The organism is Paenibacillus sp. 2KB_20 (genome assembly GCF_052115765.1).
Taxonomy (GTDB): domain Bacteria; phylum Bacillota; class Bacilli; order Paenibacillales; family Paenibacillaceae; genus Paenibacillus_AQ.
In genome coordinates this window covers 405907-429860 of record NZ_JBFRHH010000006.1, presented here as the reverse complement: position 1 = coordinate 429860, position 23954 = coordinate 405907, and the positions used below count along the sequence as shown (strand labels likewise).

At 44.7% G+C, this 23954-nt stretch carries 18 protein-coding genes and 2 pseudogenes; 4 read left to right on the top strand and 16 right to left on the bottom strand.

Annotated elements, in window-relative coordinates:
* Positions 1-826: 826 nt before the first annotated feature.
* The 8 genes from AB4124_RS18700 to AB4124_RS18665 all read right to left on the bottom strand — a co-directional run bounded on the left by AB4124_RS18700 (position 827) and on the right by AB4124_RS18665 (position 10322).
* A complete protein-coding gene (locus AB4124_RS18700; protein WP_441973813.1) occupies positions 827-1186 on the bottom strand; it encodes a YciI family protein in 360 nt (119 codons plus the stop codon).
* Between the two features lie 245 nt (positions 1187-1431).
* Positions 1432-2094, bottom strand: a complete 663-nt coding sequence (gene lepB, locus AB4124_RS18695) for a signal peptidase I (protein WP_441973812.1) — start codon at positions 2092-2094, stop codon at positions 1432-1434.
* Positions 2095-2557: 463 nt separating this feature from the next.
* A complete protein-coding gene (locus AB4124_RS18690) occupies positions 2558-2983 on the bottom strand; it encodes a GNAT family N-acetyltransferase (protein WP_441973811.1) in 426 nt (141 codons plus the stop codon).
* 474 nt (positions 2984-3457) lie between these two features.
* Positions 3458-4570: a protein kinase domain-containing protein gene (locus AB4124_RS18685; protein WP_441973810.1), complete on the bottom strand. Its 1113-nt coding sequence runs from the start codon at positions 4568-4570 to the stop codon at positions 3458-3460.
* 361 nt (positions 4571-4931) lie between these two features.
* Positions 4932-5462: a serine/threonine protein kinase gene (locus AB4124_RS18680; RefSeq protein ID WP_441973809.1), complete on the bottom strand. Its 531-nt coding sequence runs from the start codon at positions 5460-5462 to the stop codon at positions 4932-4934.
* 146 nt (positions 5463-5608) lie between these two features.
* Positions 5609-6400 carry an aminoglycoside 6-adenylyltransferase gene (locus AB4124_RS18675; RefSeq protein WP_006678991.1) on the bottom strand — a complete coding sequence of 264 codons (792 nt, stop codon included), beginning with the start codon at positions 6398-6400 and terminating at the stop codon, positions 5609-5611.
* A gap of 1677 nt (positions 6401-8077) precedes the next feature.
* Positions 8078-9265, bottom strand: coding sequence for an MFS transporter (locus AB4124_RS18670; RefSeq protein ID WP_430187399.1), 1188 nt, complete (start codon positions 9263-9265; stop codon positions 8078-8080).
* Positions 9266-9368: 103 nt separating this feature from the next.
* On the bottom strand, positions 9369-10322 hold the full coding sequence (locus AB4124_RS18665; RefSeq protein WP_441973808.1) for a helix-turn-helix transcriptional regulator: 954 nt from the start codon (positions 10320-10322) through the stop codon (positions 9369-9371).
* Positions 10323-10437: 115 nt separating this feature from the next.
* Between AB4124_RS18665 and AB4124_RS18660 the strand changes: the two genes are divergently transcribed.
* Entirely contained in the window at positions 10438-11058 is a 621-nt protein-coding gene (locus tag AB4124_RS18660; protein ID WP_430187402.1) for a TetR/AcrR family transcriptional regulator, read from the top strand.
* Positions 11055-12452 (top strand): MFS transporter, encoded by a 1398-nt coding sequence (locus AB4124_RS18655; RefSeq protein WP_441973807.1) that lies wholly within the window; start codon positions 11055-11057, stop codon positions 12450-12452. The genes AB4124_RS18660 and AB4124_RS18655 overlap by 4 nt, the downstream gene beginning before the upstream one ends.
* 235 nt (positions 12453-12687) lie before the next feature.
* Here the strand turns inward: AB4124_RS18655 and AB4124_RS18650 are convergent, their stop codons facing one another.
* The 7 genes and pseudogenes from AB4124_RS18650 to AB4124_RS18620 form a co-directional block, all read right to left on the bottom strand.
* Positions 12688-13203 (bottom strand): DUF4097 family beta strand repeat-containing protein, encoded by a 516-nt coding sequence (locus AB4124_RS18650; protein ID WP_441973806.1) that lies wholly within the window; start codon positions 13201-13203, stop codon positions 12688-12690.
* A gap of 36 nt (positions 13204-13239) precedes the next feature.
* Complete coding sequence (locus tag AB4124_RS18645) at positions 13240-14823, bottom strand: ABC transporter permease (RefSeq protein ID WP_430187410.1); 1584 nt, start codon at positions 14821-14823, stop codon at positions 13240-13242.
* On the bottom strand, positions 14820-15698 hold the full coding sequence (locus AB4124_RS18640) for an ABC transporter ATP-binding protein (RefSeq protein WP_194232881.1): 879 nt from the start codon (positions 15696-15698) through the stop codon (positions 14820-14822). Before AB4124_RS18640 ends, AB4124_RS18645 begins: the two co-directional genes overlap by 4 nt.
* Positions 15699-15856: 158 nt before the next feature.
* Positions 15857-16963, bottom strand: a complete 1107-nt coding sequence (locus tag AB4124_RS18635) for a sensor histidine kinase (RefSeq protein ID WP_441973805.1) — start codon at positions 16961-16963, stop codon at positions 15857-15859.
* Positions 16960-17679: a response regulator transcription factor gene (locus AB4124_RS18630; protein ID WP_441973804.1), complete on the bottom strand. Its 720-nt coding sequence runs from the start codon at positions 17677-17679 to the stop codon at positions 16960-16962. Before AB4124_RS18630 ends, AB4124_RS18635 begins: the two co-directional genes overlap by 4 nt.
* Positions 17680-17744: 65 nt before the next feature.
* Positions 17745-19284 (bottom strand): annotated as a pseudogene (locus AB4124_RS18625) (IS5 family transposase).
* 967 nt (positions 19285-20251) lie between these two features.
* Entirely contained in the window at positions 20252-21133 is an 882-nt protein-coding gene (locus tag AB4124_RS18620) for a GNAT family N-acetyltransferase (RefSeq protein WP_441973803.1), read from the bottom strand.
* Between the two features lie 39 nt (positions 21134-21172).
* Between AB4124_RS18620 and AB4124_RS18615 the strand changes: the two genes are divergently transcribed.
* Positions 21173-21418, top strand: coding sequence for an MBL fold metallo-hydrolase (locus tag AB4124_RS18615; RefSeq protein WP_430187419.1), 246 nt, complete (start codon positions 21173-21175; stop codon positions 21416-21418).
* A gap of 290 nt (positions 21419-21708) precedes the next feature.
* Here the strand turns inward: AB4124_RS18615 and AB4124_RS18610 are convergent, their stop codons facing one another.
* Complete coding sequence (locus AB4124_RS18610; RefSeq protein WP_430187422.1) at positions 21709-22227, bottom strand: GNAT family N-acetyltransferase; 519 nt, start codon at positions 22225-22227, stop codon at positions 21709-21711.
* 553 nt (positions 22228-22780) lie between these two features.
* Here AB4124_RS18610 and dnaA point away from each other — a divergent pair.
* Positions 22781-23577, top strand: a pseudogene (dnaA, locus tag AB4124_RS18605) (chromosomal replication initiator protein DnaA); the annotation flags it as partial.
* Between the last annotated feature and the right edge of the window lie 377 nt (positions 23578-23954).

Below are 23954 nucleotides of genomic sequence, written 5' to 3'. Positions count from 1 at the left end.
CAAATGAGGAGAATTCTATGCCTATAGTGAACCCGCAGCACCTGTATATTGCTGCAAAGTTCCGTTAACATATGTAGATAATTATATATTTACATTAGTCTCTTTAGTTGGAATCAGGCAAAAGATGTTTTTTCTGCTTATGCCCAGTTAGCTAGTTTCTCCTTCCCCTCTTCAGAAATTATTTTCATCGGATTATCGTGTTCCCAAGGTTTTGTTGCAAGTATGCAACTAGGATTTTTGGATAGGAAGTCGTTGCCCTTTCGGTAACCTTTGCATCTCCGTGGTATATCCCGCATGCTTCAACCCGCAAAAGGACGTATCCTTCCTGTGGTTCGTGAATAGGAATCACCACGAATTGCATGGGTTCCCCTTTTTGCAAGTACCTGTATGGTTTTTATTGTGTGCATCTAAAGGGGAGAATACCGATTAGATACATGCCTAACCGGTAATAAGAACATGTTCTTGTCCTCGACTCGGGACAAGAACTTGTACCGATAAAACAAAAGAGCCGCTACAATAGCGACTTTCAATGGGACCATGTTCTTGTCCCCCGACAATTAAACACGTCTTGCCCTCGACTCACGACAATTGTCTAATGAAAGCCTGAGTAATTGAGTTAATCTATCCTACCGATTAGCTTAAAAAGGCAACGGATCACTCTGATCAGCTACCTACTTTTCTTTATTTAACTATCGTTCCCCGTTAGCGTGATGACCTCACCTGTCATTTATGGAAGGGATCTCTGTAGCGGCAACTTTTTCAGGCCACTCCTTGCGGAATGGCCCTTACTTTCATATATTGAACGATTTCCGTAAAACAGTTGATTCTAGTCTCTCGATTCAAAGTAATTGATAGGCCGGATCTCAATCCCCCATCCAAACTGCTCGCCTGATGCCACTTGTACAGTTGGATGTAAGGAAGCAATCCGGATAGCTTCCTCCATGTCCCGTGCTTCTATGAGAAAAGCACTACCGATCATCTCCTTCGTTTCGATAAAAGGACCGTCCATAACCTTCACTTTCCCATTCGCCCGCCGCAAGCATTTCGTTTCGGATGCGAGACCAGCATCGATAATCACTTGGCCGCTCTTGTAGAAATTTTCTAGGTGGGGCGGACATTCGTTCATTATAGCATCAATCTCATCCTTTGGGCGGGCATCCATTTTATCTGACTCCAAGTAACCCAAGCACAGAAATTTTATTTCATTTCTCCTTTAACGTGTGAGTTTGAAGCATTCTTTCTTGCCTCTATTTAATTGACGAACGGTATATAAAAAAATCGACATACCCTAGAAAATATTTTAATAAAATAATCTTTATCTTTATATAGAGCGATCTTCCGCAGGTTTGCTTTTCAAAATTTCACTTTCAGCTCATTTAATAGCAAATTTTAATCGCTGTGTTTGTATTGAACTAACGTTTCCCGTTAGCTTTACGGGCTACCGATCACCCCAACCACTTTCCCCTCAATTTTATCTGTGGGTAATGAGCCGAACAATTTGCTATCATTACTGCGTAACCAATCATCACCTACAAGATAAGCGCTGTCTTCGGGGATCTCGATTTCCTCCATGCTCAGTTGTTGAAAATAATCCACATTGTTTTTAATGTTTTTTCGTATGTAATCTTCTAAGTCAACACGCTCTAAAGCTTTTTTCAAACTATCGAGATCAGCACCCAGTCGATGTGCTCTTCCGTAAAAGGCATCAAGCAATTTCCCGTTAATATAGATCTGTCCTTTTTCAATCTTTACTTTTTCGCCAGGTAACCCGATTACTCTAGAAATACTGTACTCACCAAGATTCTTTTTAGTTTCAGGATTTGTAAAGTATACGATATCACCGCGACTAATCGCATGATCATTGTAATACTTCAAATCAACCACAACCTGACCTTCTAAATCATGATTCCCACGATCCATGTTGTCATAGTTATGATTGTAGATGACCTGCCCGGAATCTAACTCATTTTTGGTTACTGTATTAATCGTTGGTTTGGTTATGGAATCAGTTATGATTTTACTTGTTCGATCTGAACTACTACATGCTGCAAATATCAGTCCAAATACAATAACGATAATGACCACTTTCATCATTTACCACTCCCCTCGGACTTCTTTTCCTTTATACGAAACTTAAGGTTAAGTGTTCCAAAATTACAGTGGCTTGATTGAACTAATCTGCCCGTAAGCTTAATGAAATTGCATAGTAACATAGTTAGATCCTTATCTAATCGGTAATCGGACTATGTTCTTGTCCTTTACGGCAATCGGTACAAGTTCTTGTCCATGGCTCAGGACAAGAACTTGTACCGATAAAATAAAAATGTCGCTAAAATAGCGACTTTCAATGGGTCTATGTTCTTGTCTACCGACACTTACATTTATGGATTGTGTCATTCCGCTAATTTTAATAATTTCACCACTTGTATTAAATTTGAAATCTTCTTCGACAATTGTCCTTGTAGTTGTGTTATTACGGTCATCAATATCTATTTTCCTTTTTGCCCGAAGCGTGATTATTGTGTTATGTGAAGTCCCTGGCTTCCTGAATCATCTCTTACATGATCTTATTCATTGGTAAAGTGCATTGAAATCTTTCAACACCAGGGTATTTCTCCCCTAAACTCATGATTTCAAATCCAATATTTTTATAAAAATTGACTGCATCTTTATGTGTTTCTGCTATCATCTTGTTTATTTCATTTTTCTTTATATATTCATTAATCATTTCTCTTCCTATTCCTTGCCTTCTATAATCAGATCGAATCGCAATATGTTTCAGCTCAACTTCCTTTGTTGAAAGATGGATTAGTCCGATTAACCCTATAAGTTCATTATTCTTAAGTCTCCCAAAAAGTTTCCTAGCGTCGTCTACTTTGTACATATTGAGCTCTTGAAGTATTCTTTCATTATCAGGCCACATACACTCGGCTAATAAATTGCTTACTAAAGTTACTTCATGATATTCCTTCAAATTGATCATATTGACCCCCTATACAAAAGATGGATTAAAGGGTTAATGGGTTTTATTGCTCTACAGGAAATTCACATAACGTTCATGTATTCACGACGTCCATCTCCCTTAGATAGCTCTTATCGAAGGGAGATGGATGTGTCCGCCTGACTCCGCTCCCTTGCTTATCTCTCCCGGTGGATCAAGGGTCGGCAACAGCCAACCCTTAGCGTGAATTATTATGTTATACGACGGAACCTTGAGTTACTTTCACATTCACTTTATTTCACTCTCATGAATGGACTCTTAACATCCCTGTCATTCCTTCATGTTTATTAAATCCGAACTTTTTATCTATAAATGATTTTTCTGGTAAATTTTCCTTTAAGCACTTTCAACTTTGTATTGAATGACAACAGCAAACACTGACTGATTTAAAAATTCTTGGGCAACATCAAAAATTCAGCTCCAATAATGATATAACAATTGGAAATCTAAAGTAGACTAGACAAGCCTGGGATTCGAGAAGGGCAGCTGGAACCCAGTTTTCATACAGACCCGTTCAATCTCCTCAACTGGAAACGATGTATTTCTGTTCTTCGAAACGAGATTTGTGTAGAAATCATTGATCACTACAGCTATTGGAGCGTACCGCATTATAATCTCCGCTGCCGAATCCATCACTTCTAGGAGTTCCTTACCCTCAGCACAACGACGTATGAATTCGATTCGTTCAGAACGGTTCATCCTACCAGTCAATGCTGCAACTAGCCAGTTCACTATTTGTGTTGCCACATAACATCCATCATGAGTCTTGTTCAATTCAAAGAACTCCAATTCGGAATCTGACAGTTCAAATCGAGAAGACGTTGCAAGTCCGAAGTCCGAAATATACACATGGTGTCCGTCGGTTAAAACATTGTTAAAGTGAACGTCGAAATGTAGTAATCCGTTCGCACTCATAAAGGAGACCGTTGAGAGCAAGTTTGAGTCCAACAAGGCAAACGCTGAATTGGCTGCATTCTCACCAATAGCGACCTGTTCGGTAAGCCAGTTATTCAGATTATAAGGTACGTACTCACAGAACAGTACAACATTGTAGTTGGATTGCTCAAGGGCCTCAATACGACCCCGTATTTTTGAAGTACCCCAAAACTCAACCATTTTGGAAACATCGCTCAGTTCCTCAGAGATTGGATTACGCCGTTCTGGGCTTTTTAACACCCGCCAGTGATACATTAGGGGAAAGTTCTCACACTGTCTCGCCAGAACCCAGTTGGTGGTCATTGTATGGGCAGCGACCTCACGCCACACTCCACCACCTGGTGAACCTATCCCATAGTGGCAATACGGAGGAAGATTGAACGTGTTTCTAGTAGACATATAATTTTCGGAGTGGCTTTCTAGTTCCGTAAGCGGCACCATTTTCACGAACACGGGTGTATCATCAATTTGTAAGAAAGCCGTTGTACCGCCAATACCAGTATTTAGAACCGTAGCTTTTTCCACTCGCTTGTTAAGTTGTTCATCACTTAACAAACTTAAGGCAGTGGACACGGCGGCATAGCGGGCAAGTCGAATGTCGTGAGTCGATTGTTCGTTCGTTGATAATTTCATAAGGGATAATATCCTTTCGCTCTGTTGTTTGGGTTAATGCATTTTTACCATTAATCTAACTATTATAAGATTTATTACAATCAATAAAAAACGAATGGCTGATAGCTACACCATGAAATCCGAATACCCTTATTATATTCCTTCAGCAACTTAATCTCCTTCCTTTACTCCATTGGCACCCACTTTAAAGATTCATCTCTCCGTTCTGTCGTATAACGTCTTATCTACGAACTTCGTAAATAATTCCATATGTAGAGTATTCGTGAATTTATTAAACTATCCTGCCCGTTAGCTTAATGAGATTGCATGGAAACATAGTTAGATACTTATCTAATCGGTAATCGGCTCATGTTCTTGTCCATTACGGCAGTCGGTACAAGTTCTTGTCCTCGACTCGGGACAAGAACTTGTGCCGATAAAACTCTTCTGCATACTGATTTGACTGCAACCTTTTCTCTATGGATAACTGTTTGAATCTGTAGAAAGACGATTCAGGATGAGTATGTTTTGGTTGATCGACAAACAACCAATGTGAATGCAGGCATTCGCCATTAAACCATTCAAATATAGCAGCATACCCATCTTTCGTTTCAAAATGATCAATAAGTCTAATGAGATTTGGACGTTCTAATGTCTTATACAACGGCACGGCAACCTTTAACCTAGAAATTGCTTCTCTAGGGTTTCCGGAAAACTCCAATGGTCTACAACCCGCGTATTTAACAAATAGCTTTTTACCGTTCTTTTCGATTCCGAAACTAATGTTACCAGAATCTTGCTGATCAAACACACAAAAAACATTACCAATAGATTGAAGCCATGTGAAATCGTGCTGATCCTGAAGTTCAAAAGATACATTGTCAATCTTGAACTTAATCGGCTGTTGATTCATATAATCGTACCCTCAACTTTGGGTAAAACGCGGCTGCCGATATATGCCGGCAGCCGCGTTTTAAGCTATCGTGTCCCGTTACTTGAATTACTTATATTTCATATTTTTAATGCGATTACCGTCGCTTTTTAACAAAAATGATTTGTCTATTTATCTAAAGAGGAGTAAACAGCTTCAAGGTAAGCAACTGAAACTTGTTCCGCCTCTTTTTTATATTCGATATTCCCTACATGTTGACGAAGTTGTTGATATAGCCGAATGGTCATTTGTAAAGCGTGGTAACAACTCTCTGTACTATGGTTTGGAACAGTTTCCTTTAGTTCTTCAAGTTCTTCGCTCACATATTTTTCGAGTCTTCTTACTCCTGTTGGAAGTTCACCGTTTTTGATAAGAAACAGTGGTCCAAGTGCTGAGCTTCGCATATAGGTAAGGTGATCGATTAACTCGAATAATTCTCCTCTTCCCAGTTTTGTCGCACCATAATGCACCCATACCCAAAATCGATCCTCGATCCATTGGGGACTAGAGTATAGATAGCTCGGTGATGTTCTTTGAATTAATTCACTTATTTCTGCGCCTCTCTCCCAAAGGATAATTGGATTCTCAACCCTTTGTTCAAGTTCTTGAACAGTAACAAACTTTAAGTCAACGTGTAATGGCGGCGCTCCATACAAGCAAATAATTAATCGTGGCTCTCCCACATGTTCACCTGTAAAGGCAGACAATAAACTTCCTAGTTTCTCTGCAATTTGAATGCGGTAATCCATTATCTCTTCTCGGTATCTGGCATCGTATACAACAATTAAATCCAAGTCGCTGTACTCATCCATAAAACCTGTAATCATGGAACCCCCTGCAAGAAGTCCAAGTAAACGATAGTCCTCACGGAGTTTTTCTTTGGCTAGGTTAATAAAATCTTCATGCATTTGTAAAGGCATGGATATCACCCCTAAATTATGACCCTGAAAAAGGGTATTACGCCATCTTATCAAATGTTCAATCACCAGTCAAACAGTATTTTAAACCAATCATATTATACCGAAATACAATTGGATTATAACTCAAAAGTATAGAGTCTCATAATTGTGATATTAAGGATGCGTTTTTAGACAATGAACATCATTCACAGTTATGTTCAACTACCCTGCCTGTTAGCGCAACGAGGAGATTCCTCCCGTTGATATCCCTACTTATCGACTATATTAACCGTTAGCGGGAAATAGAGCTGCCACTCGGCAGCCCTTTTTTTCATTGAACTATCGTTTCCCGTTAGTTCAATGCCAATCCCATTCCGAGTAATGGTGATTATTAGGCCCCATTAAAGCCTCGCGAACGTGATGTAATCGACTTGGACAGGCTCTGCCGATTCGATCCGAAGTGCCCGGTTGATCGTCCCCGATGATATTGCCCATGTAAGAGGACCTGCAACAGGATGTCCCGGACGGACGTTCGGAACGGAACCCCGCTCTGGTTCGCATAGTCGATCATCTCGTCCAACTATAGACGCGATATTGCTCGACGTTTTCTTCGAACATCGTCCGGATCGCCGTCAGGTCTTCCGCTTCCTCCCACAACGAATATTGCGCGCTGCTTTTGCTCTGCAATCGGGACAGCCAGACTCGTTCCGCGACTGCTAGGTGCCAAACCAGCTTCAGAAGGTCCTTGTTCTTCGTCTCACTCTCCTTAAAACGCGTCCAAGATGCATCCGTCCGCCCAGTACAGGTGGTCCATCATGCACTTGATCGTCTTCATTTCGGTTTCCCCCCTCTTCGTCTCATTGATTACTTAAATCTACTGTTTCCCGTTAGAGCTTAACAATTCATTGCAATTCTCGTCCTATCTAAATTGTTATTGATCCTTTTCACGTTTAGCCGGACCGTTATGAGCCAAAGACTATTCCACGATATGATCCGACAATCTGTCATGGAGAGAACGGCGACTATGGCCGTCTCACGCCGGCCAGTGCAGCGAACGAAACGTCCGGATCCTGGCCGGATCTAGAGAGCGATCGAATCACCTAGTTGAGGTGGTGGCCGCAAGTCAGGTCCACGCTGAGCGACGGCAGAACGAGCGGATCCGGAAGCGCCGATCGGGGGCAGCAATTAAAGAAACAGCGGCAACCATGGACAAGAATATCCTAGACTACCGCTTATTGTCGTCTCCCGTTAGACATTCATGCCGCACCAAGCGCGGCACCATAGAGAATGAAAGTTAATCCGTTCTTTAATGGTGCACCTAATTAATTTGAATCATCGTCTCTTGATGAAATTATACTTGGGACTCACACTTCACCAGAATTCCGGGACATTGTTCTAATAAGGAGAACGGTTTTGAGAAATACTTTTACGGGATGACACAGGAGGTGAACTATAAAATGAGCACTAAAGCCAAACCCGATAAAAACAACCCAAATAGTAGTCCGTAACGATCTAACGACCCGAACGTGCAGAAATAATTCGAAGTAAAGATACAAAGACCGGACTAGGTTGAAGCGAAAAAAGAAAAAGAAGCTGTTGTCATAAAAATATTTCTCTTTTCTTGTTGGAATGACTTTAGATCGTTGCTTGTGTCTGAGTAAGACAATTGCGGTCATGGCCCCTGTTCCTAATTGATTCTTAAAGGTTTTTCGCGGGTAGGCCATTTTTGGAGCTTCTCATCATAATTACACCCAGAAATACGGCTAGAATCGCCACAGCTGCCATAGGGATTTGTTTATCGACTTGGTAGAGAGTGGTGCTTACAATAGGAGCGATGATTGCTGCAATTCCCTGCATCGCGGCAACCAGGCCGGCAACCCCGCCTTGTTGTTCATTACTGACGGAGAGAGACGCGCCTGCCATAAATCCGGGCATCATCCATCCCGCACCTAGACCGAACATAAAAAACGCTAAGAAATAGAATGGAAGGCTAGCTGTAAACAGGAATACGATCATACTGAGGACGAGAATCATAGAACCGAGCAGGATCATCGGCCGCGGCTCCCATTTAAGCCATTTCGTCTGAATCAGTTGTACAAGGAGCATAGCCAGACCTGTAAGCATCAGTCCTAAGGAAACCACTCTCGCTACACTTTCAGATGCGAGATTTAGCTGATCCTGCAAATAAAACCCGCCGATGACCTGAACCGTTACAATCCCCAGCATCGTGATTAAAGCGGCTAATAAATACATCCGCAATCCGGGTTGAAATGGACTGATTTTAACAGGTCTTTCCTTTACTACCGGTTTCGTTTTAGGCATTAGCAGTAGTGTGACTAAAAATGCAGCAGCTGCAATCACGATTCCAAAATATAATGGCCATAGCAAACCAATTAACGTAAACACGCCGGCAATGGCCGGTCCGATAATAAGCCCCAGTCCGTTTGCGGAACTAATGATCGCCATGCCGCTCGCTCTTTCCTTTCCCTCCGTCACATCCCCCATATAAGCCTGTGAAGAGGATAAGACTGCGGGGATGAACATCCCGATTAAACTACGCGTTACGATTAACAGAAGCAGTAACAGTCCACCGCTAATCCAATGTTTAAGTCCGCAATAAAAAGTAAGGGTCAGCAATAAACTGCTGATGCACATCCCAATAAACCCAATCAGAATAACGGGTTTCCGCCCCTTCGTATCACTTACATTCCCCCATACCGGCGCCATAACCGCCATCATGACAGAGCCAAGTGAAATAATAAGACCGGAATGAGTTTCCTTCAGCCCTAATTCCCGAATTAGCGGAGGCATAATGGGGGCAATCAGCATAAGCCCCAACATAGCTATAAAAACGCTTAAGAAAACGCTGTACTTCACTCTCTTCATTTCCCTACACTCCTCTTCATAACGTATCGTTTGATGAGGATTATAAGTGAACTTTGACTGCCTCCGCTCCCTTGAAAAGGAAATATTACGGTCAAACGGATTATTATTGATTTTTGATCGCTGATGGCTTCACGCCATATCTTCGAAAAAACTGCTCGGAAAACGCACTCACGTTGCTGTACCCTACCCTCATTGCCGCTTCGGTTACATTAGCCTCACCGTCTTGCAGAAGCTTCATCGCATAGTCGAGACGAATGTGTCTCAAATATTCGAATACGGTCAGTCCGAAGCATGCTTTAAACCCCGACTTCAGTTTAAAATCGTTTACCCCCGCCATTTTGGCAAGGGCCTGCAGCGAGGGGGGATCAGCCATGCAAGATTCAAGTACTTGTTTAACTCGATGCAATTTTTGAAGATCGCCTGTAGACAAGCCTCTTGGTCTTGGTATCAGGTCAAATAATTGAATCATATGCCTATTTAAAAGCTCCAATGCGAAAGCTTCCATCATGAGTGGGGATCGGTTGGCATTTGTAAAAACCGAGATCAATTGCTTGACTAGTGCCATGCTTCTGGTATCGATATCAAAATAATAAGCTCGAGAGGCCTGACCATCTAAGATCCTGTTAAACTCAATTTTACGATTTAGCGATGTCGCCAATTGATTGGCCGCATAGTCAAATAAAGTCACCGGTATGCCCAACGCGAGCGAAACGTACCGTTCCGTTGCAGGGGGATAAAACCGAGCTTTAAAGTTTTGCATAAAAGCAAGAGCTCCCTTTCCGGCCGGAAGCTCGTGAATCTGATCGGATACCATGACTTGACGTTGACCAGAGAGAGCAAACTGGAGTTCCACCATTCGCCCTTTTGAAGCGAAAACAAAAGGACAGGATGCATGATAGCAAATATCATAGTATACAATTTCGATTCCACTGTAAGTCGTGATTCTATCAATGCTCCCGGTACCCACTTCAGGCCGAGGCATTAATGACACCTCATTTTTTGGGGAAAATAAGGATTCATTGAAATACCGTTTATACATCAATGTCAACGATTCCATAACCAATTCACCTCACATGAGGTATTATACGTTCTTTGTAAAAATAAATAAATATTTCATTTATATATTTACATTTACCGTAGGGTTTATATAATGAACAAGAGAGGTGATTGAATTGGCGCGTAAATTTACTGAACAAGAACTGGAAATGATTCGGGGGAAGCTTCTTCAGGAAGGAAGCCGATTGTTCGGCAGATTTGGTCTTAAGAAAACAAGCATCGAGCAACTGACAAAAGCTGCTGGCATCTCACCTGCGGCATTTTACAAGTTTTATGCTTCCAAGGAAGAGCTTTATTTCAAAATATTCGAAGATAAAGCCTATCACAATCAGGCCTTGCTTATCGAGGAAGTCACGAAACAGAATGAAGGCTCTCCCAGCACCGCTATCCGTCAAATGTTAACGAAAGGGATGGAGCAGATCCAGGAAGATCCATTTCTGGAGCACTCCGAAGATGATCTCAATTTCGTCATGCGATCGGTTTCCAAGGATGAGATTGCGGCACATGTCTTCCGAGACTATATGCAGTTCAGCCCGGTGTTTGAACAACTGCAAGCAAACGGCAAAGTGATTCCGGAAGATCCTGAAGTCTTAACAGCCATTGTTCAATTGTACTTTACCATGAACGAGCATCGGTCCAAATTTAAACCGCAAATATTCGACCAAGCCATGGCACTGCTGTCCGAATGGATTGCCAAAGGATTTACACAGGTTCAGGAGGTGCAAGGAAAACCATGAAGTCACCTTCTGTCGGGTCCCCCGCTGAGCAAATGCTGTCCCGATCGGGTATTTTCTCCGCATGTATCGTCTATGTGCTCTTCTTTGCCGTTTTGAACGAATCCGTGTTTAATGTATCCATCCCTCGGTTGGCGGAACAATTTCAAATGCTCCCTTCTCAAGGGAGCTGGATTGTCACGACATTTATCATTACTTTTGGTATCGGGCAAACGGTTTTTGCCAAATTGTCCGACCGCTTCGAAATCGGTCCCTTATTGGTCATTGGCATTCTTATTTACGTAATCTCCGGTATATGTGGAGTTATCCTGCAGAAGTGGTATTCCTGGGTTCTCATAGTCCGAGCCATTCAAGGATTCGGAGCTTCCTCTCTGAAAGCACTCACTCTAGTGGCTGTGGCCCGGTATTTCAGTCCAGAACGCAGGGCGAAGCTTTTCGGTCTGTTTATTTCGGTCGAAGCCATGGCCTTAGCCGCGGGCCCGATCGTTGGCGGATATATCACCTCGACTCTGCATTGGTCTCTCTTGTTTCTGATCCCGCTGTTTCTGCTTCCTGCGCTCACCTTGTTTCTTAAACTTCCCAGGACGAGTCAGATCAAGAATAAAGCTAAAGTTGACCTGTTCGGGGCAAGCTTGCTTTCGATTTTCATTGCATGTTTGATGCTTGCTTGCACGGAAGCGCAGTGGTATTACTTACTGCCCTGTTTGCTTACCCTGGGCATACTTATTATCCATGTGATCCGCGCCCGGAACCCATTTGTGGAGCCGATATTATTCCGCAATCTTCCTTATCTGATCGGTATCAGTATTAGCTTTATTGTGTTCGGCATCATGATGGGCATCGTTTTTATCGTACCGGTTATGCTGGCCGGTTTGCATCAACTGCCGACGGATCGAATCGGCATCGTGGTGTTTCCAGGCGCCGTTTTCTCGGTAATCTTTGGCGTTATCGCCGGTCAAATGACCGCAAAGAAAGGTCATCGTTTCGTCTTTTACATTGGATATCTACTAATAGGTGCGGCGTTGCTGCTGTTTGCCGGTATGACGGGTAGATCGCTCTGGTATATCAGTGGTTCGTTGGTTTTTATCTATATCGGGATGTCGTTTGTGCAAACTGCGCTTACGGAGACCGTCACCCGAACGCTGCCCGCTTCACAAATAGGAGCCGGAATGGGATTTTATGGGCTGGCCGTTGGTGTTTCAGGCGCTGTTGGAACGGCCGCCGTATCTTCCTTGTTAAACGTAAGGGCGCTCGAGATACCCATTCTTCCTTTTATTGAACAAGCCAACGCTCATATTTACAGCAACCTGTTTCTCCTCCTTTTTGTTTTATCACTAGTTGCCGGAATCCTGTATTTGAGCATATTCGGAATACGTCCAATCCTTCGAAACGATTGATCTTGAAATGTTCACCACTCTCTCCTCCGCAAATAATGGACAGCGTAGCTGAGCCAAGCGCTAATCCCCAATGAGCCAAGAAAAGCCCAAGCTAGTAACTGGTAAACCAAGTTCCCCAAGGACCTACGGTTTGTTGTTTTTTTTATTTCGATTGGTGGTGGCTAGGGTGGTGGATATCATGTTGCAGCTTGACCGGGAAGAGTGCGAATACCGTTAGTTGGAGAGGCCATTTTTGTTAGCGATGTGTCTGGATACGTAGATTCCCAAACAGAGTTTCCACATGACCGGGGTCCTTCAGTTTCTTTACATTTACTTCCTGAAGCGCCCCGTCAGCCGCTTGGACCGTCAGGGAAACATTTCTCCAATCGGAAGACAGGTTCAATAGAATATCCTTATAAACTTTTTCCGGCAGACTTACAATGAGTTCCCTTTTTGGTTTATCTATATAATTAAGATAGGCCCGCTGCGCAAATCCCGATGCGATCCGCAAAGTTGAACCTTGCATATCGGTTTCGAGAGTCCAGTGATCGGCTTTGGCCTTTTTTCCCGAAAGACGGGCGGTAATTTGTTGGTTGGAACTTTTTTGCAGAATCAAATCCACGTCTCTAAGATCCAGCGTGATGTTCGTAATTTTATCGCCGGAAACCTCCTTTCTGACATCTACATTTTCATAGCTTAAAAACTGATACCAGATGAAAGCTCCCGCTGCAGCCAAAATGATCGCAAATCCTATGGCAAATTGTTTTCTCATTGCATATCGCTCCATTCTGTCTCATCCACTTTGTTTCTATTGGTTCAACCTTTGCCTTCTCCCGAGGATTGCGGCTACGTAGAAGATCAGGGAAAGCACAGAATAAATATAGACATTCCTTCCTTCCGACAAATCCATGAAGTTAAGAACGGGAAGCCCGTTCAAGGGCCCCATGTACCAGATGGACAAATAGATGATTTCGAACGCCTTTCCGCTACGGCTCCACACCCCGCAAGCCAATGCCAGCGTCGGCACAAATACCGCCCCGCTTATCCACACTGCCAGCATCGTCAGCTCCTGCTCGGCAATCAGTCGTACGGCAAGTCCCGAACTCATCAATACGGCGAGGATGATACCCGCGGCCCATGTTGCATGAAGCTGCATGCTTATTGGGCCCGGCGAGGAGAAATGTAGTTCCTCCGTCCTGAAACGCCGTTCCCTGGTGCCCATCGCCGACCAGATGGCCAGCGGCCAAACCCATGATAGCGGCCAAATGAACCGTTCAACCGCTCCGAGCGGCAAAATAAAGCCCAAAACCGTAAGCATAGTCGCAGCCAGGAACCATATGCGGTAGCCTGACATCATCAGTTTAAATTCACCCCGGAGAAGAGGTAAAAAAGGCTGTCTTCCCGCTTTGATTGTTGCCGGTGTTAATGCGGATGAAGAAAACGTCAAATCTTCGTCAAAGGCGATGGGTTCAACCGGCATCACGACCGTTGCCTGATTTTGTTCTCCAGCAGAGGGCCGGGATTCCTTCACGCGAAACCGATTGAAGAATAACGAAGCGATCCAGGCAAATATGATCGAAGCCGCTATCCATGCGAAACGTCCGAAGATCACCGGCCATGACCAGTTGACACCGTGCCATACAAAGCTCTGGGCCTCTTCATCGAGGAACGTCAAACCTAGCGAAAATTGGCCGTTATAGTCGGGAAATTGTTCCTTTAATGATGCGGCAATACTGATCATAGGAATGGCCCGTCCGAACGGGTCGGTAAACGTAAAATAGCTTCCCATGGGAATGGGCTTCGCACCCACAAAAACGGTCACGATCCAGATGACGAAATAAATCGTATTTCCTATCGTTCCTTGCAGCTTCGGAATGATTTCAAACCATATGGCGATGGCCGAAATTAATGCAATCAGGGGCAAGGACATGAACAAAAATGGCGAAGCCAGTGCCCACAGATCGATGGTTCGGTCTTCTCCCCTTACCAACTGCATGATCAAAGCCGATAACATCGTTATGGCGGCGATGATGCATAAAATGCTTACATTGCTGAAGTATTTTCCGAGAACATATTTGCTTTTGCCTACCGGTGAAGCGGCAATGATCGGCCCTGTCCTTGCCGTCCGGTCTACGTCCACCGCCTTGGAAATGAAATAAAACCCGATCAAGGAAAAGAACACCGAAAAAGAAATGGCGACGCTTGTTCCCATCCAAGCAGAATTATAGAGGCCGACATATTGATCGAAAACGAGTGTTACATATTTTCCGTTGCGCGGTGGCGAGAAGATATAGCTGAACAAGACGGTAAGGAAAATGACGACAAGAAACCCCCGGCGCCGGATCCGTTCCAGAAAGTCCGCTCTGGCAATCTGATAAATGCCTGAGATCATGCTCTTTCTCCCCCGAATGAAGTTAAAGAAAGGTAGGCATCCTCCAGCGTGGGCGCGACCGGCTGCGCTCCGACGAATGGGGTTTGATCGGCGATCACCCTGACCTGAAACCCTTCGGAACGGCGGACCAAGCCGCTGATGAGCCATTGATTTTTCACCGCTTGCAGTTGGCTGCTTGGAACCATCGTCTCCCATACCTTCCCTTGCATGTTTTTGAGCAAATGTTCCGGATCGGAATAGGAAAGCAGCGCTCCTTTTTGCATGACGGCAATTTCGGTAGCGGTAGATTCAATATCCGATACGATGTGCGTGGAGAATATGACGATGCGTTCCCCCGCCAAATCGGAAAGAAGGTTGCGGAAACGGACTCGCTCCTCGGGATCCAGTCCGACGGTAGGTTCGTCAACGATCAGCAGCTCAGGGTCATTGAGCAGTGCCTGCGCGATGCCGACACGCTGCTTCATCCCGCCGGAGTATCCTCCTAGCGGACGTTTGCACACCTCCGTCAAGTTTACCAGCTGAATCAATTCGTCGATCCGCATGCGCGCCGATCTTCCCGTCAAGCCTTTTACAGACGCACAATATTGCAGAAATTCCACCGCATTCAAATTCGGATAGACGCCAAAATCCTGAGGCAAATATCCAAGCACCTTCCTTAACCTGTCCGGTTTTTTGGTAATGTTCACACCATTCCACAACACTTTGCCTTCCGACGGCTTGGTGATCGTGGCCAGCATCCGCATCAAGGAGGACTTGCCGGCGCCATTAGGCCCAAGCAGTCCAAGCACGCCGGATTTTAAGTGTAGGCATACGTTCCGCACGGCCCAAGTTTGCCCACCGTAGTTTTTGCCGACGTGATCCAAATATAGTTCCACCATAATCACTCCTAAGAACATGAATTATCCTTTACCTCGATGTGTATTATACAGGCCAAAAGTAAAAAACAAGTAAACGGCCAACCAAGTCATGGCAAAATCGTATACGCATGAAAAAAGCCAATCCTTCTTGTAAAGTGAAGGTCGGCTTTTCGTGTTTATTTTCCAGTCGATAAACTGGGGAGCGAAATTTCAACGGCAGTCCCTTCATTGGTCCTGCTTGTGACCGAAATGTCGCCCTGATGCGCTAAAATCAATTGTTTGGCAATGGCCATGCCCAGTCCCGTTCCCTCGGACTTTTGCTTCGTCGTGCTCCCCCGATAATACCGATGGAATAAATACCGCATTGTTTCTGCGCTCATCCCGACTCCGTCGTCCTTAATCACGATATGAATACGTTCGTCGCGGTACACAGAAATAGATATCGTTGTTCCCGGAGGGTTGTGAAGCACGGCATTCATCAGAAGGTTGTACAGGGCCCGTTCAAACAGCTTGGGATCGTAAGAGGCATCGATCCGCTCTTCAAGCGCATCGCAATTCAGCTCATGCTTGCTAGCCCGGGGATCATTCCCCACATCCGCCGCGATCCGCCTTACAAAGTCGACGATGTCGCCGCTCGTCGCGGACAGCGGAATGTTCTGATGGTCCATCTGGAAGGAAAGATTCAAATCCTGAATCAGCTCTTCCAAATGTTCGGTCTTTTGCTGGATCTCCCACAAAAATTTCGTTTTTTCCGAATCGTTCCAGCCGTATTGCGGGGATAGCAGCATGGAAGCATAGCTTTTGATATACGTTAGAGGCGTTTTCAAATCATGCGATATGCCGGCTCCCCATTCCCGCTTCAATTCGTCCATCCGATCCCTTTCCATGGCATTGTTTTGCAGGTTTGCCGTCAGTTTGCGCATGTGCATGATGAGGCCTTCGTACAAATGATAGGGATTTTTCAGCTTTCCATTTCCCTTGTAAAAACTTCGTTTTAACGGAGGTGCTTCATACTTGTCACCCGCCAAAAGCGTGATCCATTTCATCAGATAGACGAGCGGTTTGCCTAAATACCAAATGCAATACAAGAAACAAAGAAGAAGACTCCCAAACAAAAAAACGAGAAAAACGACCGTTTTCCATTGCTCTACAGTTATGCCGGGAAACATGGGCGTACTTTTTGCTGTAAAGATACAAGCGATCCCTGATACCGTCAAAATGACCAAGATCCGAACGAATAAGCTTCCGACGATATGGACCCCAAGCCGGAGATAAATGTTCATTCGCTTTCACCCCCGTTAGGTGGCACGAATTTATAGCCGATTCCACGGATATTCACGATCATTTTGGGTTGTTTCGGATCTGTTTCTATCTTTCTGCGCAGATTGGAGATATGCATGACGACGGTCTTATCGTCTCCGAGATAATCCGTCTGCCACACATGCTCGTACAGCTGACTGGCCGTAAATATGCGATGAGGACGGCTGCATAGAAATACCAACAGCTCAAATTCCTTGGCCGTAGGATGTATGTCTTCGCCGCGGACGACAATCCGCCCTTCATCCTTATAAATTTGAATGGTTCCGTAATCCGATATGGAAGGCTCCGGAGAGACAAGCTCCTTGTAGATGTTTTGCCTTCTCAACTGAGCCTGAATTCGTGCTACGACCTCGAGGGGGTTAAAGGGTTTCGTAATATAATCATCCCCGCCTATTCCAAGTCCCGTCAGCTTATCGAGGTCGCCTGAGCGGGCCGTGACAAACAATATAGGGACCTGCGTATATTGGCGGATTTGCCCGCATAATTGAAATCCGTCCATATCGGGAAGCATCACGTCCAGAACGATGAGATCATGGCTCTCGGTTTGAACGGAGCGTAAAGCTTCCTGACCCGTCATGGCTTTTTTTATCCGGTGATAGCCCTCTTTTTGCAATAATATTTCGATAATTTCGAGAATCCCTTGCTCGTCGTCTACCAAAAGAATTTTTTCATTTTTCATTTCGATCATCCTCAATTTCAGATCCTGCTGTCCGCAGGTTTATGTAGGGCTTGCTGAACGATTCTTTATCCAAAATTCAGAGCTAGGCGCCCGCGAGACAGCATCGCGAAAATAAAGCAAAAAAGAACGCGGAGCCTGCGCTCCAGGTTCATCACCAGAAGTTGCAGCGTAATAACCGATTCGTTTGTCTTTGCAAGGCGTGCTCGAATGCAGCCAAGCCCGTACTTGCGCTTACCTTCACCAAATTTGCCTTCTATCGCGTTTCGTTCACCGGTATCCTGTTTGACGACTTGCTTCTCTTCACAATGTCGGACCGTTTTTAGGCTTGCGTCCCAATGCTGGTCCACTGATCCGAATACCGTGCTGCTTGCAGAAGTTCCGGTTCTCGCGCGTGCGGTAGATTTGATCCGCTTGGACAACTGCCGGATAGTCTCCCATTCGCTCGCAGTACTTCTCGATCACATCAATAAGCGTCGTGCTTTCGTTAAAGTTGTCCCAAGACAGACGATCAAGGAACGCATAGCCCTTTGTCATGCTTACCGCGATCTTGGCTCCGAACTCGACGCGCGCCTTAGCTTTCCCGCGCACGATCGGCCTGACGTGCGGCTGATGAATACTGACGATCCGATCTTCCATCTGGTGAGAACGCTCATTGTACATTTGAAGCTGCTGACGATACAGTTCATGAATCACCAACAGGTCGCGATAGGCTTTGCGGCTAAGCAGCGTGAGCGGCTGCATCTTGGCTTGTTCGGCGATGATTTCCAAATTTCGTCCCACGTAACTGAGCTGGCGTCTAATCGCTTTGCGAATCACTTTCGGTCCCGGCCTGCATTGCTTGGAAACCGCAAGAAACTGCTTGCGTGCTTTTTCCCGGTAAGTGCGCGGTTTCGCCGTTTGTCCGATGACCGGCTCTTGCAGCGTATCGATAATCGCTTCGAGCTTCTCCCGCGCTTCATTCAGCAGATTCAAATCTGTGGGATACGCCACATCCGCTGGCGTACAGGTGGCGTCCACCAGCACCGTCCCTTGATTCGGCAGCGCAGGGGCTTCCGATTCTGCAGCTGATTCCGGACGCACTTCGGAAACAGGTTCATTCGTTTCAAGAATCTCTGACTCTGGAGCTACCGACTCCACCGGAGACGTTGCTTCTGACGATGCGACTCGCGCTTCTACGAACATCGCCTGCTGCTCGGCTTCAGCAGCAGAGGCGCGCTTCTCCGAGCGCTTCACTTTGCCTTTACCACCGCCGCTTGCGTCGTTGCTGTCATCATCGTCTTTCGTTTCCTTCGCGCCTGCGGAGGCGACGATCTCGTTAAGTTCCGCCAGCACATCCGTCAGGCGCTTCCGGAAATGCGTCATCATGGAGTGATGAAACGGTTGCTTCATGACGAATCCGGACAGACCAATGAAGTATTGCATGTATGGATTTTCGCTAATCGACTCCAAGATTTCTCTGTCGGTCAACTGCATCCTCTCTTGGATGATGAGCGCGCCGAGCCCCATGCGCAGACTGATCGTTTGCTGTCCGCGGAAGGTGTCTTTGAAAAACTGGCCATATTTAACTGAATCCCCTTGAGATTCTGAATCATCATTGCCCGATATGAAGGATGTTTGTGACTTGTAAGCACCTCTTTATCTTTTCTGTAGCTTGCATGTCTTTTAAAATTCCAATTTCCATGATCTCTTTGAAAATTATCAAAGGTGTTTCTGTTTACCTCAGAAATGTCAAGAGTTAGTCCGGGAAATGAGATCGTAATATTGTCTATATCCATCATATGCCCCCGAGATTCTAAAACAGGCGATAACTCATCGTAAACATGCTCAAGAATCCTTTTCTTGGAGAACAAATCTTTGAACGGGATTGACAAATAAAAATCCTCGACATGATACCGCTCACATTCACGTCCATAAATGTCATAAGAAACAGCTTGCTCTCCCACCCAATCAAAGCAAGATACATCAATACTGACGTCTAAGGAATTTAGTATCAACTCATCAATGATAAGTGGAGTGTTACCACGCTTGTACTTAAACAAAGGTGCTGCGAGAAACTTGCTATAACTTTGGAGCCCATACCGATATTGAAACGAATCATTCACCGCTCCACTAATATCTCTCATCATTTCAAAGAGAAATCTATCAATACGTTCCGTTCTTGGGAAATTGAGATTATGATCATCATAGTCTAGGCGCATTGCCACCTCCTCCACTTTTGCGGAACGAAAACACCAGTCACCAGTGTATATTTTCAACCTTCTCGAAATCATTGAGCTATCCTGCCCGTTAGATTGCTTCTTCCCATGCAAGATGATTATTGTGATTTGCGGAAATTACGATAATCTCTGGGTATTTGTAATTGATATGCTTAATAAATGCTCCTTCCCAGTAAGATCCGCCATGTCCTGTGCAAACCAAGAACTTTCTAAAACCTTGTCTGACCTTCGCCAAAGGCAAACCTGGCTCTCAATACGCCCCAATGGATATCATTCGAGAGGGCCGGGTACAGGCTCAAATCCGTGTTTTTCTCATACACGCAATTCCTTTCGAATTTTACAAGTATTCATGCAACCTATGTAGCGCTGTATTCATGAACCATAAGCACCTGCTCCATCGAGCTCGTAAATCCAAGCTCCTTCAGCACGTTCACCAGTTCCTTATGCGAAGCCCGGATGTTGAATGCGGACCGCTTGCAGGCATAACCGTGTTGTATCATCTCCAGTACCGCGGTCTTCATCACGGCTTCTGCATCCGGATGTCCTGGAGCGGCCTCACAGCGAAACAGCGTAATTGCTGCCAAACTACCTGTGGCATCAAACACCCGCTTAAACAAACCAAAGCCCACCTGTTCTTCTCCTTCATACACAATAACGCATTCGCCATCCTTGATACTGGAAGCGTCTGTCTGCCAGACTTCACCGGATCGATAGAAGGCTACCGATGCAGCCTCCGCTGCTAGGCCTCTGACCAGCGTATACGGTGAACGAGTATTCTTCGCACCTTGCTGCTCCGGAGGCTGTTCATTCGTCATGATGAGCAGCCGGTCGATGATATGATATCCAACGCTTTCGTAGAGACGAATCGCTGGCGCATTTGTGCTGATCGCCTCTAAATAGGCACGATGGACGCCTTGTTCTACGTACAGTTCTTCGTTTTTCTCCATCATGATTTTTCCGATTCCTTTCCCCCGGAAATCGGGGGCTATCGCCGTCCCGCCGTTACGTGCAATCTTAACACCATCTTCCTCCCGAAAGCCGTTCATGACGATGCCGGCCGGTACGCCATCCATGTAACAAGCGAGTGATCTCTCCATGCACAGACCATCATTTCCGATACGGGCAATGAAGCGGTCCAGCGGCATCGAGGCGTTCACCATGTACCCTTCAAATGAGTGATTCCAGAGCTCCGATACTTCCCGAATCGGAAGCTCGCTTAACGGTTTGTATGTAATCATATTCAAATCCTCCTAATTAGCCGTGAGTGAGTAAGGCATATGCCGCTCATTCAGGAACAAAAGTTATCGGGCATCGGGATTTCCGCCCATGACATAAGCCAAATTATTATAACACACCGGGATTTGGATCATATCGGCAGTTTGCCGGCCGTGATCGAGCACAGTAACCACGCTCCTGAAGTGTCCGCCAGCGAAATAGAAAAGCCTTATAATCGAAGTCGATACAAGGCTTGTCAAATTATCGCCCGAGGCCATTACACAAGCGCTGGCTTCGTTACCGGATAACGTGCCGCCAGAGTGGAGGAACGCATTTAAGCACACGCTGAAGAACCCTCCAACAGCACCAGTGAACCGCATTTTGCACGACGGAGAGGTGCTGCCTTTTGGCGGGGGCATTATCGTGATCCATACGCCGGGGCACACCCCAGGCCATACCAGCTTGGGGTAGTACCAGCGTAGCTGACACCACCCGCAAACACATGGATAGAAATGTAAGAACCCTCCGCTTCTGGAGAGTTCTTTTTATGAGTGATAGATTTATCAATTGCAGTCAGTTCGTTAAACTATTGTCCCCTTTAGTTTATAAGTCGCAATCTTAAAATCATTAAGTCTTCATCGAAATACTGTTCATCAAACTTTAATGCATGTGGTTCTATACCGTAAACTTCAAACCCAAGCGAGATATATAAGCGTTTTGCTGATTTGTTATTAGACACAACCGTCAAATGAATCTGTTCCAACCCTTCACATTCTTTTGTTGCTCTTTCAATCAAGGCTAATAGAAGGGCTTTACCTAACCCCCGTCCTCGAAATTGAGGCTCTACGTACATACCGTAAATGTTTCCTTTATGTGCCGTCTTAAGCCTGTTTTCACGTGAAAAATTGACAATGCCAACTAATTTGTTACTGTCGTCAAAACATCCCAATGTAAATTGATCTTTTGTATGGTGTATCCTTTCTATAATGTGCCCCAGTGGTTTAGTTTCTTCTTGCTCATACGTTGATCCAAATGCATCGGGGTCATTTTTCAATGCACGCAACCTTACTTCTCTATACACTTGGGCATCAGAGTCATTCAACAGACGAATGTTCATTAGTCACTTCCGATCATTTATCAAATTGTTCTAAATAAAACTTGCGGATTGAAGTAAACTACCCGTTATGTTAATCCGCCCTCAATATGGAATTATTCGACATTAGACCGATAAACCCTCCATTCTCTCAAATGACAAAGTTCCGAATATATTTTTGTAAATGGAACATTGGGATTTTTGAAAATTATATTGCGCCGGTAAAAAGTCGGTTTTGTCATGCCACTATGCTGCATGGCCCCCGTTGCCGTTATTCGGCCTCCCTTCCTGATAAGCTCGCATAAACTTTTTATCAATTCCTTGCCTGGGTCGGCCGAACGTCACACCGTCTTCTCGGGTGATCTAACAAAAATGATTTGAGCCGCTTGACACCGGTACTGTACGGTAACACATTTTAAGGTGACTTTATAGTGACGTGTCAACACAACGGATTTGTTTGTCAGCCGGCGGCATGCAAATCGAGTTATAAATGGGGAACGACTTCAACATCACAGAAACGCATTTCCGCTTTCCGCTACGTTGCGCTTCTCATACGGATCGTCCTTGATGATGAGCGACTAATGAATTTATCAATGCGATTATGAATAACCGCGGTGAAGCTTTTCGAAGTAAGTATCGAAATATTGATGTTCTATTGGTTGATGACATTCAATTCATTGCTGGTAAAGAACAAACGCAAGAAGAGTTCTTCCACACATTTAATTCTCTTTTAGAGGAAGGCAAAGCTATTATTATCTCAAGTGATAGGAAGCCTAAAGAAATCCAAACATTAGAAGAAAGATTACGATCACGCTTCGAATGGGGTCTATTAACAGATATTCAGCCTCCAGACATTGAAACGAGAATTGCAATTTTGTTAAAAAAAAGCTCAGACAGAGAATATTCATATTCCCTATGAAGCAATGGTATACATTGCAAGCAATATCAACTCAAATATTCGTAAGTTAGAAGGTGCTCTCATTCGTGTTGTTGCATTTTCTACTCTAGTTAGCCAGGAAATTAGCGTTGAATTAGCAGTAGATGCTTTAAAAGATATTATTCTCTCCTGTCCCCCACAAGTTGTGACAATTCCTAAGATCCAGCAATATGTAGCAGAATATTATGGGTTGCGACCTGAAGTATTGAAGGAGCGCAAGCGAACAAAAGCAGTGGCCATACCGAGACAGGTTGCAATGTACCTCTCCAGAGAACTCACAGATTCCTCATTACCGAAAATTGGGGAAGTATTTGGAGGACGTGATCATACTACAATAATTCATGCACATGATAATAATAATGAAGTTAATTCTTCAGGATCCGGAACTTATTAGAATTATCAATACTTTGACCGAGAAAATCAAAACACAATACTGAAGGATTATTCTAAGGCCCCCATATAAACTTAAAAGGACGTTTAAGTATTTTTGCAACTTCTTAACATTAGCTAAACTGCCCGTTAGCGCAACGCGGCTGCCGATTCATGCCAGCAGCCGCGTTTTAGTTATTTATTAAGCTATCGTTTCCCGTTAGCTTAGCGACCAACAAACTAAAACTTCATTCGATAGACCCCAGCCTCACCGAGAAAATCTTTCCTGGTCAATCCTTTTTCTCCAACTTAGTATTCGTGCTCGATCGATCGCATAGAAATACTCCTCACATTTCATACAGTCACTACCTGTCTCCAACAATATTGACGATATTACCTTCCTAGTCCTCAAACGAAGCATACACTCCGCCTTCGGCAATTTCAG

Bases quoted from the DNA above. Each gene is read 5' to 3' on its own strand.
- AB4124_RS18690 (WP_441973811.1), bottom strand. From the start codon at position 2,983: ATGATCAATTTGAAGGAATATCATGAAGTAACTTTAGTAAGCAATTTA.
- AB4124_RS18630 (WP_441973804.1), bottom strand. From the start codon at position 17,679: ATGAAAAATGAAAAAATTCTTTTGGTAGACGACGAGCAAGGGATTCTC.
- AB4124_RS18665 (WP_441973808.1), bottom strand. From the start codon at position 10,322: ATGGAATCGTTGACATTGATGTATAAACGGTATTTCAATGAATCCTTA.
- AB4124_RS18670 (WP_430187399.1), bottom strand. From the start codon at position 9,265: ATGAAGAGAGTGAAGTACAGCGTTTTCTTAAGCGTTTTTATAGCTATG.
- AB4124_RS18675 (WP_006678991.1), bottom strand. From the start codon at position 6,400: ATGCCTTTACAAATGCATGAAGATTTTATTAACCTAGCCAAAGAAAAA.
- AB4124_RS18685 (WP_441973810.1), bottom strand. From the start codon at position 4,570: ATGAAATTATCAACGAACGAACAATCGACTCACGACATTCGACTTGCC.
- AB4124_RS18620 (WP_441973803.1), bottom strand. From the start codon at position 21,133: ATGATTACATACAAACCGTTAAGCGAGCTTCCGATTCGGGAAGTATCG.
- AB4124_RS18635 (WP_441973805.1), bottom strand. From the start codon at position 16,963: ATGAACATTTATCTCCGGCTTGGGGTCCATATCGTCGGAAGCTTATTC.
- AB4124_RS18680 (WP_441973809.1), bottom strand. From the start codon at position 5,462: ATGAATCAACAGCCGATTAAGTTCAAGATTGACAATGTATCTTTTGAA.
- AB4124_RS18645 (WP_430187410.1), bottom strand. From the start codon at position 14,823: ATGATCTCAGGCATTTATCAGATTGCCAGAGCGGACTTTCTGGAACGG.
- AB4124_RS18615 (WP_430187419.1), top strand. From the start codon at position 21,173: ATGCCGCTCATTCAGGAACAAAAGTTATCGGGCATCGGGATTTCCGCC.
- AB4124_RS18610 (WP_430187422.1), bottom strand. From the start codon at position 22,227: ATGAACATTCGTCTGTTGAATGACTCTGATGCCCAAGTGTATAGAGAA.
- AB4124_RS18655 (WP_441973807.1), top strand. From the start codon at position 11,055: ATGAAGTCACCTTCTGTCGGGTCCCCCGCTGAGCAAATGCTGTCCCGA.
- lepB (WP_441973812.1), bottom strand. From the start codon at position 2,094: ATGATGAAAGTGGTCATTATCGTTATTGTATTTGGACTGATATTTGCA.
- AB4124_RS18650 (WP_441973806.1), bottom strand. From the start codon at position 13,203: ATGAGAAAACAATTTGCCATAGGATTTGCGATCATTTTGGCTGCAGCG.